The 15,674-nt window shown below is 50.1% G+C and carries 13 protein-coding genes; 3 read left to right on the forward strand and 10 right to left on the reverse strand.

Features of this window, described 5'->3' with window-relative positions:
• Window positions 1-107 precede the first annotated feature (107 nt).
• From mptB to tal, 3 genes are all read left to right on the forward strand, one after another.
• Complete coding sequence (gene mptB / locus QZV76_RS00365; RefSeq protein WP_290595258.1) at window positions 108-1,754, forward strand: polyprenol phosphomannose-dependent alpha 1,6 mannosyltransferase MptB; 1,647 nt, start codon at window positions 108-110, stop codon at window positions 1,752-1,754.
• Between the two features lie 132 nt (window positions 1,755-1,886).
• A complete protein-coding gene (gene tkt, locus QZV76_RS00370) occupies window positions 1,887-3,980 on the forward strand; it encodes a transketolase (protein ID WP_290595259.1) in 2,094 nt (697 codons plus the stop codon).
• Window positions 3,981-4,003: 23 nt separating this feature from the next.
• Window positions 4,004-5,116, forward strand: coding sequence for a transaldolase (gene tal / locus QZV76_RS00375; protein ID WP_290595260.1), 1,113 nt, complete (start codon window positions 4,004-4,006; stop codon window positions 5,114-5,116).
• A 116-nt stretch (window positions 5,117-5,232) separates the two neighbouring features.
• On the opposite strand, the gene secG is transcribed toward tal, so the two are convergent.
• From secG to ribB, 10 genes are all read right to left on the reverse strand, one after another.
• Complete coding sequence (secG, locus tag QZV76_RS00380) at window positions 5,233-5,469, reverse strand: preprotein translocase subunit SecG (RefSeq protein ID WP_290595261.1); 237 nt, start codon at window positions 5,467-5,469, stop codon at window positions 5,233-5,235.
• Between the two features lie 177 nt (window positions 5,470-5,646).
• Window positions 5,647-6,429: a triose-phosphate isomerase gene (gene tpiA, locus QZV76_RS00385; protein WP_290595262.1), complete on the reverse strand. Its 783-nt coding sequence runs from the start codon at window positions 6,427-6,429 to the stop codon at window positions 5,647-5,649.
• A 29-nt stretch (window positions 6,430-6,458) separates the two neighbouring features.
• Window positions 6,459-7,670 carry a phosphoglycerate kinase gene (locus QZV76_RS00390; RefSeq protein WP_290595263.1) on the reverse strand — a complete coding sequence of 404 codons (1,212 nt, stop codon included), beginning with the start codon at window positions 7,668-7,670 and terminating at the stop codon, window positions 6,459-6,461.
• Window positions 7,671-7,860: 190 nt separating this feature from the next.
• The gene (gap, locus tag QZV76_RS00395) at window positions 7,861-8,877 is read right to left on the reverse strand and encodes a type I glyceraldehyde-3-phosphate dehydrogenase (protein WP_290595264.1); all 1,017 of its coding nucleotides are present in this window, start codon (window positions 8,875-8,877) and stop codon (window positions 7,861-7,863) included.
• Between the two features lie 274 nt (window positions 8,878-9,151).
• Window positions 9,152-10,138: a DNA-binding protein WhiA gene (gene whiA, locus QZV76_RS00400; protein WP_290595265.1), complete on the reverse strand. Its 987-nt coding sequence runs from the start codon at window positions 10,136-10,138 to the stop codon at window positions 9,152-9,154.
• A 45-nt stretch (window positions 10,139-10,183) separates the two neighbouring features.
• Window positions 10,184-11,113 carry an RNase adapter RapZ gene (gene rapZ, locus QZV76_RS00405; protein ID WP_290595266.1) on the reverse strand — a complete coding sequence of 310 codons (930 nt, stop codon included), beginning with the start codon at window positions 11,111-11,113 and terminating at the stop codon, window positions 10,184-10,186.
• Between the two features lie 22 nt (window positions 11,114-11,135).
• Window positions 11,136-13,064, reverse strand: a complete 1,929-nt coding sequence (gene uvrC, locus QZV76_RS00410) for an excinuclease ABC subunit UvrC (protein ID WP_290595267.1) — start codon at window positions 13,062-13,064, stop codon at window positions 11,136-11,138.
• Window positions 13,065-13,069: 5 nt separating this feature from the next.
• A complete protein-coding gene (ribH, locus tag QZV76_RS00415) occupies window positions 13,070-13,546 on the reverse strand; it encodes a 6,7-dimethyl-8-ribityllumazine synthase (RefSeq protein WP_290595268.1) in 477 nt (158 codons plus the stop codon).
• 90 nt (window positions 13,547-13,636) lie between these two features.
• Window positions 13,637-14,962, reverse strand: a complete 1,326-nt coding sequence (locus tag QZV76_RS00420) for a bifunctional 3,4-dihydroxy-2-butanone-4-phosphate synthase/GTP cyclohydrolase II (protein ID WP_290595269.1) — start codon at window positions 14,960-14,962, stop codon at window positions 13,637-13,639.
• 42 nt (window positions 14,963-15,004) lie between these two features.
• Window positions 15,005-15,637, reverse strand: a complete 633-nt coding sequence (gene ribB, locus QZV76_RS00425; protein ID WP_306558783.1) for a 3,4-dihydroxy-2-butanone-4-phosphate synthase — start codon at window positions 15,635-15,637, stop codon at window positions 15,005-15,007.
• Window positions 15,638-15,674: the final 37 nt, after the last annotated feature.

Genomic DNA, 15,674 nt, shown 5'->3' on the forward strand with positions numbered 1-15,674 from the left:
TATTTTTGCTAACACTAGTGTTGCTTAAATAATTCCCTAGGTCTAGCAAGGTTAGCCTAACGTCGTTCAGTACTTCTTCTTGTGGTTCTATCCGCTAGGCTTACTGTGTGGCATTACCTTCTTTTTCTGCGCGTACAACAGCAGCTCATGGAGATTCCTCTAAGAGGCGTTCCGCTAGTGCTGCTGTTCGCATGTTCCGCAGAGAAGAATGCGTCGTTGCTCCACTATCGGAAGAATCCACACGGCGATGGCGCATCGTACGTCTTATCGGCGCAGTGGCAGCATTGCTTGTCGCTATTGGCGGTTGGGGCGGAGGCGCCGTCATGACGCAGAATCCCATTACATCCGTCCCCGTTATTAATCTTCTGTCGCGTGCACCTTTTTCATCTGTTGGTTTATGCCTTATTGGTACAAGCGTGATAGTTGTAGCGTGGCTAACAATGATGCGCTATGCCCTCCCCCTGCGACACTACAATCGCGGGGAAACAGCAGTGACCCAAATGACAGAGGGACAAACATGGACAGTTATAGCAGCCTGGGTCCTTCCTCTTTTCTTCACTGCCCCACTGTTTTCTAAGGATGTTTATTCCTACATTGCCTTTGGCTACGCAGCTGACCATGGGTTAGATGTTTACTCCGGCGGACCGCAAGATCTTCTCCACGGAGGAGCTTTCGTTGAGAACGTTCCCCTAGAGTGGCGTCATACACCTGCCCAATATGGGGCTGGTTTCGTCGGTCTAGCTCGACTGATCGCCGCATTGACCGGTGACAACATTGTGGCAGCAATTGTGTGCTACCGTTTCCTCGCTCTTGTCTGTCTTGTCGTACTGGCGTACGTTGTCCGTTGGTTAGCACGTCGCTGCAATATGCGCATAGCGACAGCGTTATGGCTGGGAATTCTTAACCCCCTAACGCTCTTCCATATTGTGGCAGGTATTCACAATGAAGGCATTATGTTAGCGCTTACCCTGACAGGGTTAGCAGTTGGCCTGGAGGGAACCCGCTACCCCCGGCATTCGGTGCGAGCATGGGTACTTCTTATTGTGGGAGCATGTCTTATATCGTGGGGAGCCAGTATCAAATTGCCAGCTGTGGTGGCACTCGGATTCCTCGGAGTAGAAGCGGCACGTCGCTGGTGGAATCGCTGGTGGTCAGTACCCATTATGGGTGTGATCATGGTGGTAATCATGGGGATTACCGTGGTGCTTGCTACTGTCTTGAGTGGCACTACATTGACGTGGATTTCATCCACCGGTGCCGCGGCGCAGTATCCCACAGTATTAACGCTAACGAATGATATTGCTAAAGCAGCCGCTGCCTGTGGAAAATTACTGGGTCTTGGTAACCACTATGTTGCAATTCACAGTTTCTTTATTGCTGCTGGCCTGCTTGTATCAATGGTTTTCCTCCTATGGGCACTATGGAAGGTGTATCGAGGAGAACTCCATCCAGTGGGAGGCTTTGGCATGTCTATGCTTGTTATGGTGCTGTGCTTCCCGGTGATGCATCCGTGGTATTTACTATGGGGCATTATTGCGCTTTCGGCATGGATTAATGATCGTCGTTACCGCGTTCCTGTGGTCGTTATCTCTGCAATCGTCTCTATTTGGATTATGCCGCAGGGAGGAACTATGCCCTTCTCCCTCAACGTCGTCATTATTATCGAGACCATTGTTCTCGTTGTCGCAGGGATCTTTACCTGGCGTGCACTTTTTAAGCGCGACCACGCTTTACGATATGGGGATCTCTCCTAAGGTAAACTTTCTTTTGTTGCAGGAATAGAGAAAAGCCGTCTAGCGACTGATAATCTGTGCCGATATTTCCACTTATCCGCATACACTTATACAGGAAGACTGCTGAGCGACCGCTGAACAAGGAGCCCCTCCATGCCATTGAGTCCAGAACTCATGAAATATGTTGAACCGCACTACCCTAGCGATTGGACTGATCTCGATAGTAAAGCCGTCGATACTGCTCGTCTACTGGCTGCGGATGCCGTCCAGAAATGTGGTTCTGGACACCCCGGTACCGCAATGAGCCTTGCTCCTCTTGCCTATACTCTGTACCAACGAATTATGCGGCTTGATCCCAAGGATCCCACCTGGGTGGGACGAGATCGTTTTATTCTCTCCTGCGGGCACTCTTCTCTAACCCAATACATACAGCTTTACTTCAGTGGCTGCGAACTTGAACTTGACGATATTAAGAAGTTGCGGACGTGGGGATCACTCACCCCGGGCCATCCAGAATACGGCCACACCGCTGGCGTTGAAATGACTACGGGTCCACTTGGCCAAGGTCTTGCAACCTCCGTTGGCATGGCGATGGCAGCACGACGAGAACGCGGACTTTTTGATGCGGCAGCACCAGCCGGCCAGTCCCCCTTTGACCATTACATCTACGTTATTGCCTCCGATGGTGATTTCGAAGAGGGTATTACGGGTGAAGCCAGTTCCCTCGCCGGAACCCAACAATTGGGCAACCTCATCGTTTTCTACGATGACAACAACATCTCTATCGAAGAAAATACCGATATTGCCTTCACTGAAGATGTAGCGGCACGCTATGAAGCCTATGGATGGCATGTCCAGCATGTCGATGGTGGTGAAAATATCGTTGCTATTGAAGAGGCCATTGACGTCGCTAAAAAGGTCACTGATAAACCGTCACTTATTGTGTTGCGCACTATTATTGGCTATCCCGCTCCGAATAAACAAAACACTGGATCCTGCCATGGTGCAGCGTTGGGAACAGAAGAAATTCGCGCTACTAAAGAGATCCTCGGTTTTAATCCCGATGAAGATTTTGCGGTAGCAGATGATGTTATCGCTCATACGCGGAAAGCAATTGAGCGTGGTGCTGCAGCCCATGCTGAATGGCAGAAGAGCTTTGATCAATGGGCTGCAAATAATCCGGAGAAAAAGAATCTCTTTGATCGTCTCTTTGCTGGTCAACTCCCCGAAAAATGGGACGTTGACCTACCAGTGTGGGATGCTGGAGACTCCATCGCCACGCGTAAAGCCTCCGAAAGCGCTATTAATGCTTTAGCCGCAGTACTTCCCGAACTATGGGGCGGCTCATGCGACCTTGCCGGATCCAACAACACCGTCATTAAAGGTGAGAAGTCCTTTGGTCCAGCCTCTATCACCACAGAGACGTGGAATACTGATCCCTACGGTCGTAATCTCCACTTCGGTATTCGTGAACACGCTATGGGGGCAATTCTCAATGGCATTGCTCTCCATGGACCAACACTCCCCTACGGCGGTACATTCCTCATCTTCTCCGAGTACATGCGTCCAGCTATTCGACTCGGTTCGCAGATGGGAACCAACGTTATTTATGTGCTAACCCACGATTCCATTGGACTGGGCGAGGATGGGCCAACACACCAGCCAGTTGAGCAAATAACCGGTTTGCGTTCCATCCCCGGTGTGTCTGTTTTCCGCCCCGCTGATGCTAATGAAACTGTTGCCTGCTGGAAGGCTGTTGTTCAAGATAAGCAAGGGCCGAAAGCACTTGCGCTTTCCCGTCAGAATCTCCCGGTTTTAGCTGGTACAAAGGAAAAATCTGCGGAAGGAGTGCGTCGCGGCGGTTATGTTCTGCAGGATTGCGAAGGTACTCCCGATGTAGTCCTTATTGGTACGGGTTCAGAAGTTTACCTGGCAGTTAAGGCAGCAGAGATGCTCATGAATGAAGGTATTAAAGCCCGCGTAGTGTCTATGCCGTGCCTTGACTGGTTTGAACAGCAGGATGACGATTACCAGAATTCTGTTGTTCCAAGGGATATTAAAGCGCGTGTCTCTGTTGAAGCAGGTCTTGCTTTGTCCTGGTGGAAACTACTGGGTGATGCTGGTCAGGCTGTGTCACTTGAACATTTTGGTGCTTCTGCTCCTGCTGAGGAATTGTTTGAACGTTTCGGTATCACTGCTGATGCTGTCGTTGAAGCAGCGAAAAAGTCTCTTGCTGCCGTGCACTAGGCTGCCTAAGGAAGGACATTTCGATGTCTATTAATCCTCATATTGCGGACCTCAAAAAAATAGGTACGTCCGTCTGGTTAGATGATCTTTCCACTGACTTATTGGACAGTGGTGCTGTTGACACTTTCATTAACGAGATGGGAGTGGTGGGCATTACCACCAACCCCTCCATTTTTGAAAAATCCATCACCATGTCCTCTACCTATGACGCCACTATTGCGCAGTGCGCTGCCGCTGGAGAGAGCGCTTCTGAAGCAACGTTTTCTCTTATCTGTAAAGATGTGGACGAAGCCTGTAAGAAGCTTCTTCCGATATGGGAGTCCTCTGGAGGAATAGACGGACGTGTCTCTATCGAGGTAGAGCCCGGCTTCGCCCATGACACTGCAAACACAGTAAAACAAGCACGTGCATTATGGGAGCGACTCAGCCGCCCCAACCTTCTTATTAAGGTACCTGCGACTTCAGCAGGTATTACGGCCATACAGCAACTGACTAGCGAAGGCATTAGTGTCAACACCACGCTTATCTTCTCCGTGGAATGCTATGAGGCTGTTGTTAATGCATATATAGAGGGGCTAAGAGAAGCCCAAAACAATGGACTCGATATTTCGACAATTGTTTCTGTTGCTTCTATATTTGTTTCTCGCCTTGATACTGTCGTTGATAAACAACTCACCGATATAGGTACGGAAAGAGCTTTATCTCTGCGAGGAAAAGCGGGTATTACTAATTGCCGTCTTGCCTACGATATTTTCGTACAAACATATAAGCAAGGGGGAAAGTTCGATGAGTTAGCGGCCTTAGGAGGCCATCCGCAGCGTCTCTTGTGGGCATCAACATCTGTCAAGAATCCTGCCTATCCTGACACCCTCTACGTTGTTGAACTTGCAGGACCACACACCGTTAATACTCTCCCCCAACGTACCCTCAAGGCCGTTGCTGACCATGGTGATATTAAAGGCGACACTTTAACCGGAAAGAGTATGGAGGCCGCTGCCATTTGGCAGGCCATTAAGGATGAGGGTGTTGACATTAACGCCGTTGTTCAAATGCTTGAAAAACAAGGTGTAGCCGCATTTATTGAATCGTGGAAAAACCTTGTTGCTTCGGTTGAATCGCGTATGAAAGATATGTAGGCGATTATTCCTTAAGACCGTTTCTGCAACAGACAAAGGGAAGGATCTTTCTCTACTACTACTGTGTAGGAGAAAGACCCTTCCCTTTAGTGAATGGGGATCTTTTATACAGAGCTCTATACGCCCAAACGGAGTACAACACCCATTGCAATAATGGAGATTAACCAGATAATTGAGAAGATAACTGTAAGTCGGTCGAGGTTCTTCTCTACTACGCTAGAGCCTGAAAGACTAGATTGGACACCGCCACCGAAGAGGGACGATAAACCGCCGCCTTTACCGCGATGGAGAAGTACCAGCAGCATCAGAACTAGGCTGCTCACGATTGCGAGTACAAGTAGGAAGATCTTCATGGTGTCCTTCGTAAGTTATATGCAGACTTGGCTAGTATACCGTTAAACATGTAGAGACACGAAGACGGCACGCATTATGGACGACAAAGTATAGGAGATAGAGCACAAGCGGCAGAGTAAGAGGGGCGTGTATTTTATACACACCCCTCTTACTTTTAGGCGTAATAGAATTTATCGTTACGCAGCGGAATTAGCGGCGAGCGCACAAAGTTTGGCGAACTCGTCAGCCTTCAAAGAAGCACCGCCTACGAGGCCGCCATCAACGTCCTCTTCAGCAACGATCTCAGCAACATTGCCGGCATTGACGGATCCACCGTAAAGGATACGCATGGAGTCAGCAAGTTCCTGATCAGAGATTTCAGCGATGGTCTTACGAATGGCACCACATACCTCTTGAGCATCAGCAGCAGAAGCTACCTTGCCGGTACCAATAGCCCAAATGGGCTCGTAGGCAATAACAACCTTGGAAAGCTCTTCGCGGCTTAGACCAGCAAGAGAAGCCTTGGTCTGGGCAGTGACGAAGTCAACGTGGGTACCCTTTTCACGAATATCAAGAGCTTCACCAACGCAGACGATGGGCTGCATATTATGAGCAATAGCAATCTTAGCCTTAGCAGCTACTTCTTCGTTGCTCTCAGAGTGGTACTCGCGACGCTCGGAGTGGCCAACAACAACATAGGTGCAGCCGAGTTTCTCCAGCATAGAGGGAGCGATTTCACCCGTGTAGGCACCGGACTCATGAGTGGAGATGTCTTGTGCACCGTAGGCAAGAGCGAGTTTGTCGCCTTCAACAACGTTCTGTACAGAGCGGATATCGGTGAAAGGAGGGATCACAGCGACATCGACATTCTCGGTGTACTTATCGGGAAGGGCGAAGGATAGTTTCTGAACTAGTGCGATGGCCTCAAGATGGTTGAGATTCATCTTCCAGTTACCAGCAATAAGTGGCTTGCGAGCCATAGTTTTTCTCCTTAGATAGGGCTAGGACATTACTTTTGTAGAACGGCAATACCGGGAAGTTCTTTACCCTCAAGAAGTTCGAGGGAAGCGCCACCACCGGTAGAGATGTGGGAGAAACCATCTTCGTTGAGACCAAGGGTACGAACTGCTGCAGCGGAATCTCCACCACCGACAACAGAGAAAGCGCCATGGGAAGTAGCAGCGATAATAGCTTCAGCAACGCCACGAGTACCATCGGAGAACTTTTCGAATTCGAAGACGCCGGCCGGGCCATTCCAGAAGATGGCCTTTGCTTCAGCAAGACGTCCAGCAAATTTCTCAACGGACTTTGGTCCTACGTCAAGACCCATCCAACCATCGGGAATTTCGTTTGCGGCAACAGTCTTCGCGTTGGCATCCTTCGCAAACTTATCGGCAACGACAATATCAACGGGAAGGGCGATAACATCGCCGTACTTCTTAAGAAGCTCCTTGCAGGTATCAACCATGTCTTCTTCAAGGAGTGAAGTACCAACTTCGTAGCTCTGCGCCTTGAGGAAGGTGAAGCACATACCGCCACCAATAACGAGGGTGTCCGCCTTAGGCGCGAGAGACTCAATAACGCCAAGCTTGTCGGAGACCTTGGAACCACCCAGCACTACAGCATAGGGACGGGCAGGATTCTCAACGAGTTGAGAAAGGGTGGTCACCTCATGCTCAACGAGTTTGCCAGCATAGGCAGGGAGGAGCTTAGCGACATCGTAAACGGAGGCTTGCTTGCGGTGGACAACGCCAAAGCCATCGGACACAAAAGCACCGTTGTCACCAGTGAGAGCAGCATATTCTTTTGCAAGAGACTGACGCTCTGCTTCATCTTTAGAGGTTTCGCGGGCGTCGTATCGAACGTTCTGTAGCAGTAGGATATCGCCATCGTTAAGACCACGAGCGCGTTCTACAGCATCGGGTCCCGTGACATCATCAGCAATCTGAACGAACTGGCCAAGCTGTTTGCTGAGTTCTTCAGCAACTGGAGCAAGGGAGAAAGCAGGATTTGCTTCGCCTTTAGGACGACCAAGGTGGGCACAGACAATGACGCGAGCTCCACCTTTGAGCAAAGCCTTAAGAGTAGGAAGGGATGCTGTGATACGGCCTGGATCAGTAATCACACCATCTTTGAGAGGAACGTTAAGGTCAGAACGGACGAGAACCGTACGACCAGCAACACCTTCAGCCAGAAGATCGTCCAAAGTTTGGACTGCCATAACTTTATTCTCCAATGAACGTGTGTAGAGAGTGCTACACGAAATGAGATTGTTATCCTTGATTGTCATTATCAAGGGTCAAGGTAAACAACGAGCCTGGCCTATCGAATGATAGGCCAGGCTCGGAGTCTACATCGTCATCGAATTACGACCACGGCGGGTAAGTTCGATGGCCTATGCTCTTACTAGTTTAGAGCTTGGAGGCAACGAGGTCGACAAGGTTGACGAGGCGGTTGGAGTAGCCCCACTCGTTGTCGTACCAAGCGCCGATCTTGATGAGCTCGCCGTTAACGCGGGTCAAGCCAGCATCGAAGATGGAGGAGTGAGGATCGCCCTGGATATCGGTGGATACGTAGGGAGCCTCGGTGTAGCCTAGAACGCCCTTAAGTTCGCCCTCAGAAGCCTTCTTCATAGCAGCGTTGATTTCTTCAACGGTAACTTCGCGGCTCATAACAGCGGTGAGGTCGGTGATAGAACCGGTGGGCAGCGGAACGCGAATGGCGAAGCCATCGAGACGGCCCTTGAGCTGCGGAAGAACGAGAGCCACGGCGCGGGCTGCACCAGTGGTGGTGGGAACCATGTTCAGGCAGGCAGCGCGAGCACGGCGCATATCCTTGTGCGGGCCATCCTGGAGGTTCTGATCCTGGGTGTAAGCGTGGACGGTGGTCATGAGACCCTTGACAATGCCGAATTCCTTATCGAGGACCTTGGCAACCGGAGCCAGGCAGTTGGTGGTGCAGGAAGCGTTGGAGATAACGTCCTGGGAACCATCGTATACTTCGTCGTTAACGCCCATAACGATGGTGGCATCTTCGTTCTTGGCCGGAGCGGAAATGACGACCTTCTTGGCGCCAGCTTCAATGTGGCCACGAGCCTTGTTGGCATCGGTAAAGATACCGGTGGATTCAACAACAACGTCTACGCCAAGCTCACCCCAAGGAAGAGCAGCTGGGCCTTCCTTGATGGAGAGAGCACGAATCTTCGCATCGCCGACGTAGAGGTACTCGTCGTCGTGGGAAACTTCCTTGTCAAGGCGACCCAGAATGGAGTCGTACTTGAGTAGATGAGCGAGGACCTCGTTGGTGGTGAGGTCATTCACGGCCACGATCTCGATTTCGGTGTTACCCTGGGCGCGCTGTGCTTCCACTGCGCGGAAGAAGTTGCGGCCAATGCGGCCGAAGCCGTTGATGCCTACTCGCACCGTCACAATAAGCTCCTTAAATAGATGTTCTGTTTGGGTGATATTTCTCGATCACCAGCAAGTCCAAGAATAGTGGCTAAACCTGTAATTCGCACTATTTTGATCATTCAAAATGGGGTATCCCCAGGTCGCCAACTAGTCCATGTGATTAAAAACACACATAATATCTGACAGCATTCGCGTCACATTGATGGTGTGTCTACGCATTTGACCATTTTGTTCTACCTCATTACGAATGAGGAATAAAGAAAATAATCTTAATATATTGTCTCATAATCTATTACATATTGAGTATATCTGGATTACATGCTGCTGCAGCGGTTTCAGTGTCAGGCACGCCTAATTCTTCTGCACGCCGATCAGCGAGAGAAAGTAAGCGTCGAATACGTCCTGCCACAGCATCTTTCGTCATAGGAGGATTAGCTAGACGGCCCAATTCCTCCAAAGAAGCCTGCCGGTGTTCAAGCCTCAATAGGCCAGCCGCCAAAAGATGTTCGGGAATATCGTCACCCAAAATCTCTATGGCTCTTTCGACACGCGCAGCAGATGCCACAGCCGCACGTGCTGATCGCCGTAGATTAGCATCGTCAAAATTGGCCAAACGGTTAGCAGTAGCCCGGACTTCACGCCGTTTACGCTGCTCCTCCCACACTTTATAGGTCTCAGGAGCGCCAATAGTACGAAGCATTTTACCGATCTGCTCAGCATCTCTGATCACAACCCGGTCACTCCCCCGTACTTCGCGAGATTTGGCAGTGACATTAAGACGCCGCGCTGTTCCCACCATCGCTAGCGCAGCCTCAGAACAGGGACAGGTTATTTCTAATGAGTTTGACCTACCAGGTTCAGTAAGAGATCCATGAGCGAGGAAAGCACCCCTCCATGCGGCGGCTGAATCCTCCACAGATCCCGCCACTACTGCTGCGGGAATACCTCTAACCGGTACTCCCCGACGATCAATCAGACCCAATAATCGAGCAAGATCAGTACCGTGAGAATTAAGCTGCAGCAAATAGCGGTGCGGACTATTTTCACCCGAACCAAGGATATTGAGTTCCATGGAAAGGTGGTACAGATGCTCTACCGCTGCTACGACTCTGCGAGCAATTGGCTCCGAATCAACTTCAGCCTTTAATTCAACTCTTGTGCCATTAGGGTGAAGACTACCGACAAAACGCAATAGCGTTGCTATCTCGGCGATCAATGGATCTCGACGAGGGACAGCAACTTTTGCTAGTTCTTCCTTAAGCTCTGCCGTCAATGACACAGAATTACCTTCCTCTTCTTCCCACCGCAGGCCTATATTCCTGGGTTATTCGCGACCTAAATCCCGATGCACCGCCGTCACATTAGCATCTGGAAGCGCTTCTGCGAGACGACGAGTGAGCTCCATCGTAGTAGCGACAGAACGATGTTTTCCCCCTGTACATCCCACTCCCAGAAGGACATAGGCCTTCCCCTCTGCTCTATAACCAGGAGTGGCTAGAACGATCATACGAGCAAAGTTATCAATAAACTCTGCTGCCACTTTATTGTTGAGGACATATTCAGATACTCCGGAGTCTAAACCGGAATGGGGGCGCAGCGTTGGTACCCAATAAGGATTGGGGAGAAAACGCATGTCAACAACGAAATCAGCATCCAATGGAACACCATATTTGAACCCGAAGGATTCAACAATAATATCTAGCCCCTTATCACCGGACGCACGAAACTCAGAAAGACGTTCACGCAATTTCGTGCTGGTCAGACGTGATGTATCAACAACTAGATCAGCATGGTTTTTAAGATCGGCAAGGAGTTCCCGCTCATCCCTAATACCCTCCTCCAAAGGGCGTTTATCTTGCAAGGGACGAGTTTTACGAAGCTGGTTATAACGGCGAATGAGAACCTCGTCTGTGGCATCGAGGAATAATACACGTGGAGACCACCCGCGCGCACGTAACTCATGAACAACGAAATCCAGTGAGCCAGAGAAATTTTGGGAGCGAACATCAGTAACAATAGCGAGACGGCGAATATCTCGCTTAGAATTCTGCGTTATTTCTGCTGTACGAACAATCAGTTCCAGCGGTAGATTATCGACAACATACCAGCCGAACTCTTCCAATAGCCGTGCTGCAGTGCCACGGCCAGCACCAGACATACCCGTAATAAGGACGATCTCAAGTGGATCGGTAGACACAGGACGAGCCTCACTCTCTCGTGAATCTACAATATGAGCATTAGTTGTTATGCCCATTCTCCTCTCTAGTGTGCCAGATTTATGGATGAAGAGCGGCATAAACTTTTTGGGCACGGTAGTGGCCAAAGCCAGGAACCTGTGCAATGTCGTCAACGGAAGCAGCACGCAATTTTTTTAATGATCCAAAGTACTTAATAAGAGCCTTCTGTAGTGAAGGACCCACGCCGTCAACATTTTCTAGTTCAGATTCCAACATGCTCTTGGAACGACGCTTCCTATGAAAACCGATAGCCCTTCTATGTGACTCATCCCGAACACGTTGTAGCAAATACAATGCTTCAGAATCACGAGGCAGGATAAGCGGCTCTTCTTCGCCCGGTACCCATACTTCCTCCAGTCGTTTTGCCAATCCCACAACTGGAATATCAGTAATACCGAGATCCTCTAATACGGCAGCAGCTGCAGCGGCCTGCGGCGCACCTCCGTCCACTACGAAAAGCTGAGGGGGGTAGGCAAAACGATGCTGCTCAGAAACCACCAGATTCCCTTCGGCATCAGGAACTGTACGAGTATCTTCTGCATAATGCTGGAATCGTCGACGGGTAACTTCTGCGATAGAGCCTACGTCATTTGATTTCCCATCTCCTGCAGCATCTTTAATAAGATAAGTCCGATAATCTGATTTACGCGGCAAACCATCCTCGAAAACAACTAATGAGGCCACTACATCTGTCCCTTGAATATGGCTAATATCAGTACATTCAATACGTAGTGGTGGATTTTCTAGGCCTAAATATGTCTGTAATTCCTCTAATGCACGTGACCGTGACGTAAGATCAGAAGCTCTCTTCAATTTATGTTGCCGCAACGCTTCTGCGGCATTATCCGTGACTGTGTCGAGAATACGAACCAAATCACCCCGTTGCGGTTGACGAATCTCTACATGGGCATGGCGGAGTGCATCTAATTGCGCTGAAATTTCCTCGCACTGGGTGGGAATTTCTGGAACAAGAATAAGCCGTGGAATGTCATCGGTGTGCGTGTTATAAAACTGGGAAAGAAAACTCTCCGCAATAAAAGGCACAGCAGGATCCGGTGTTCCCTTTTCCCACTCTCCTAAATCCGCATCACCCGTTTTAGAAATGACCCATCCTTGCTGCCCCACAATACGACCATGCCGAAACCGGAAGAGCTGCACAGAAGCTTCAATCTCATCAGTGGCGATGCCAATAACATCCGCATCCATAGTTTCCTGTAGGACAACAGTCTGTTTTTCCAATACCGCTTGTAAAGCCGCAATGTGGTCTCGTAGACGCGCTGCTTTTTCAAAATCGAGTTCGGCAGACGCCGCATTCATCTCCGCTGTTAATGTACGGACAATGTCCTTATCCTGTCCGCTTAAGAAGCGTTCCAGCTGAGTAATGAGTGCATGATACTCATCTGGTTCTATTTTCCCTACACAAGGCGCACAGCATTTACCGATGTAGCCAAGAAGACAGGGTCTGCCAAGTGCCGTATGCCGATTAAAAACACCCTTAGTGCACGTACGGACAGGAAAAACTTTGGTGAGTTGGTCGAGAGTGTCACGCAATGCCCCGACCTTTGTATAAGGACCAAAATATTCCACGTTTTTACGCCGTGCTCCGCGATACACCCATACACGTGGGAACGTCTCTGCCGTAGAAATCGCCAGAAGAGGATAGGATTTATCATCTCGGAACTGAATGTTGAAACGTGGTGAAAAATGCTGGATCCAGGTCCACTCTAGTTGGAGTGCTTCACCTTCATTAGCGACAACAGTCCACTCCACACTGGCTGCCTGGTTCAGCATACGACGAGATAGCGAGCGTACATTCTCCGGAGAGACAAAATAAGAGTTCAGTCGGTTACGGAGATTTTTTGCCTTACCAACATAGATGACACGACCATAACTATCCCGAAAACGATACACTCCCGGTTTAGTAGGGATTGTTCCCGGAGCGGGACGAAAATCTGCCGGTGAACCCATCAGATTTAATCCATGCGGCGAAGACGCTTAAGCTCGCAAGCAACTTCTAGCGCAGCATACGTGGCTTCGCCTCCCTTATCCTCTACAGAGTCTGCATATCCTGCGCGTGCATGGGCTTGCTCTACGGTGTTCACTGTCAATACAGCATTTCCGACAGGTGTACTTTCATCGAGAGCTACCCGTGTAAGACCATCGGTGACAGACTGACACACATAATCGAAATGTGCAGTATCACCACGAATGACGACTCCAATTGCCACAACAGCATCATGCGTTCGGGCAAATTGTTGGGCAATAACAGGCAGTTCAATAGAACCGGCCACTCGGGAGACATCGACAGTAGCACCGGCCTCCTCCGCAACTGCGCAAGCACGGCTCAACATTTGATTGCACAGTTCGGCATTCCACTGCGCAGCAACGATGCCTACCCGCATGCCAGTGGCGTCAATAGAGGAAATACCAGGACGGCCTGCTTCAGCCATGTCTGCTCCTAAATGAGATACTAGGGTTATGTGTGGAACATGCGCAGTCACCATCCTACCGTGATGGTGGCTAACGTCCTTACGAAGGTATTAATGCTCCTCATGATCGTGCGTGCATCCCGACACATGACGAGTATGATCATGCTCAATCCAGGCGGAACTTTGCACATCACTTGTAGCACTACCTACTACAGCGTCAAGGTCTTCCAACACATGCCCCATACGGTCACGCTTCGTACGCAAATACGTAAGGTTTTCAGGGGTAACGTCCAGCGGTAAATGCGCACGCTCCGCAATCTCTACTCCGTAGCCTTCCAGCCCCTCCTGCTTATCTGGATTATTCGTTAGCAGACGCATTGACCGTACACCCAGGTCATAAAGAATCTGTGCCGCAGAAGCATACTCACGCGCATCCGCGGGAAGACCAAGCTTCAGGTTTGCATCCACGGTGTCTTCACCCTCATCTTGTAGATGGTAGGCACGAAGCTTATTCAACAAACCAATTCCGCGTCCTTCATGTCCACGGAGATAGAGAACAATGCCCCTCCCCTCGTCATCGATCATGCGGAGAGAACGGTGGAGCTGCGGCCCACAGTCGCATCTGCGGGAACCGAAAACATCACCAGTAAGGCATTCGGAATGGACTCTGACTAAAACGTCTTGTCCATCATTGGCAGCAACGTCACCTTTCACAACTGCGACGTGCTCTTGTCCATCAATAAGGGAACGATAACCAACAATACGGAAATTGCCATAAGCGGTAGGTAGATTAGTATCAGTTACTCGTTCAACAAGTTTCTCATGCTGACGGCGCCACTCAATGAGATCCTTAATGGAAATCATGGAGAGACCATGCTTATGTGACCAGTCCCGCAGTTCCTCCGCATGAGCCATCGTAGTGGGATCATTTTCTGACACAATCTCGCACAGTGCCCCAGCTGGTGTACATCCGGCTAGTCGCGCTAGATCCACAGAAGCTTCCGTATGTCCTGCTCGCTTAAGAACACCGCCAGGAACGGCTCGTAGGGGAAGGACATGTCCAGGGCGGTTCAAACTGGCTGGTCCAGAGGTGGGGTCCGCCAGAGTTTTTATAGTGCGAGAACGATCTGTCGCAGAAATACCTGTGGTCGTGTGCTGTGCTGCGTCAACAGTGATCGTATAGGCAGTGTGTCGAGGATCTTCACTGTGGAGCACCATTGCCGGAAGATGGAGGCGGTCGCATAATTCCCCCTCCATACCGACGCAGATATAGCCCGAGGTGTAGCGGATCATAAACGCAAGTAGCTCTGGTGTTGCTTTTTCTGCAGCGAAGATGAGATCGCCCTCATTTTCACGGTTCTCATCGTCAACAACTACGACAGGACGGCCTGCACGAATATCTGCAATGGCCTGTTCAATACTGTCGAATTCGATCACTGGTGCAGCGCTCCTCGTGTTCCTGAAATGTCTCTTCCCTTATCATTCGTTAATAGGATCATGGACGCGACGCCAGGCAATCAAATCCGCAATAGAAATCATCGCGAGATGATGACGATTAGCCCATTCACGGAGTTCTTCGCGGCGTGCCATAGTGGTCGGATCTTTTTCAGACACAATCTCACACAATGCCGCCACTGGCTGGTATCCAGCTAAACGAGCAAGATCGGAACCGGCTTCAGTATGTCCCATACGCTTGAACACACCACCAGAAACAGCGCGTAGAGGAAGAACATGGCCGGGGCGGTGGAAATCTGCAGCAACAGCCTGCGGATCACCCAGTTTCTTGATAGTGAGTGCACGATCATGTGCAGAAATACCGGTGGTGGTTCCCTCTGCAGCATCAACAGACACGGTATAGGCAGTAAGTCGGCAGTCTTCGCTCTTTTCCCACATGATCGGCAGCTCGAGGCGATCGCAGATACCAGCATCCATACCGACACAGATATAGCCCGAGGTGTAGCGGATCATGAAAGCTAGTAATTCTGGAGTAGCTGCTGCTGCCGGGAAAATAAGATCTCCCTCATTCTCTCGGTTATCGTCATCGACAACGACAACGGGGCGTCCCTGCCGAAATTCTTCAATGGCAGTATCGATACTCTCGAAAAGACTCATGATCGTACTCTCGTTCTATAGTGATGATGGGTTCAGT

Origin of the sequence: Lawsonella sp. (assembly GCF_011525565.1) — a bacterium.
GTDB classification, from domain to species: Bacteria; Actinomycetota; Actinomycetes; order Mycobacteriales; family Mycobacteriaceae; genus Lawsonella; species Lawsonella clevelandensis_A.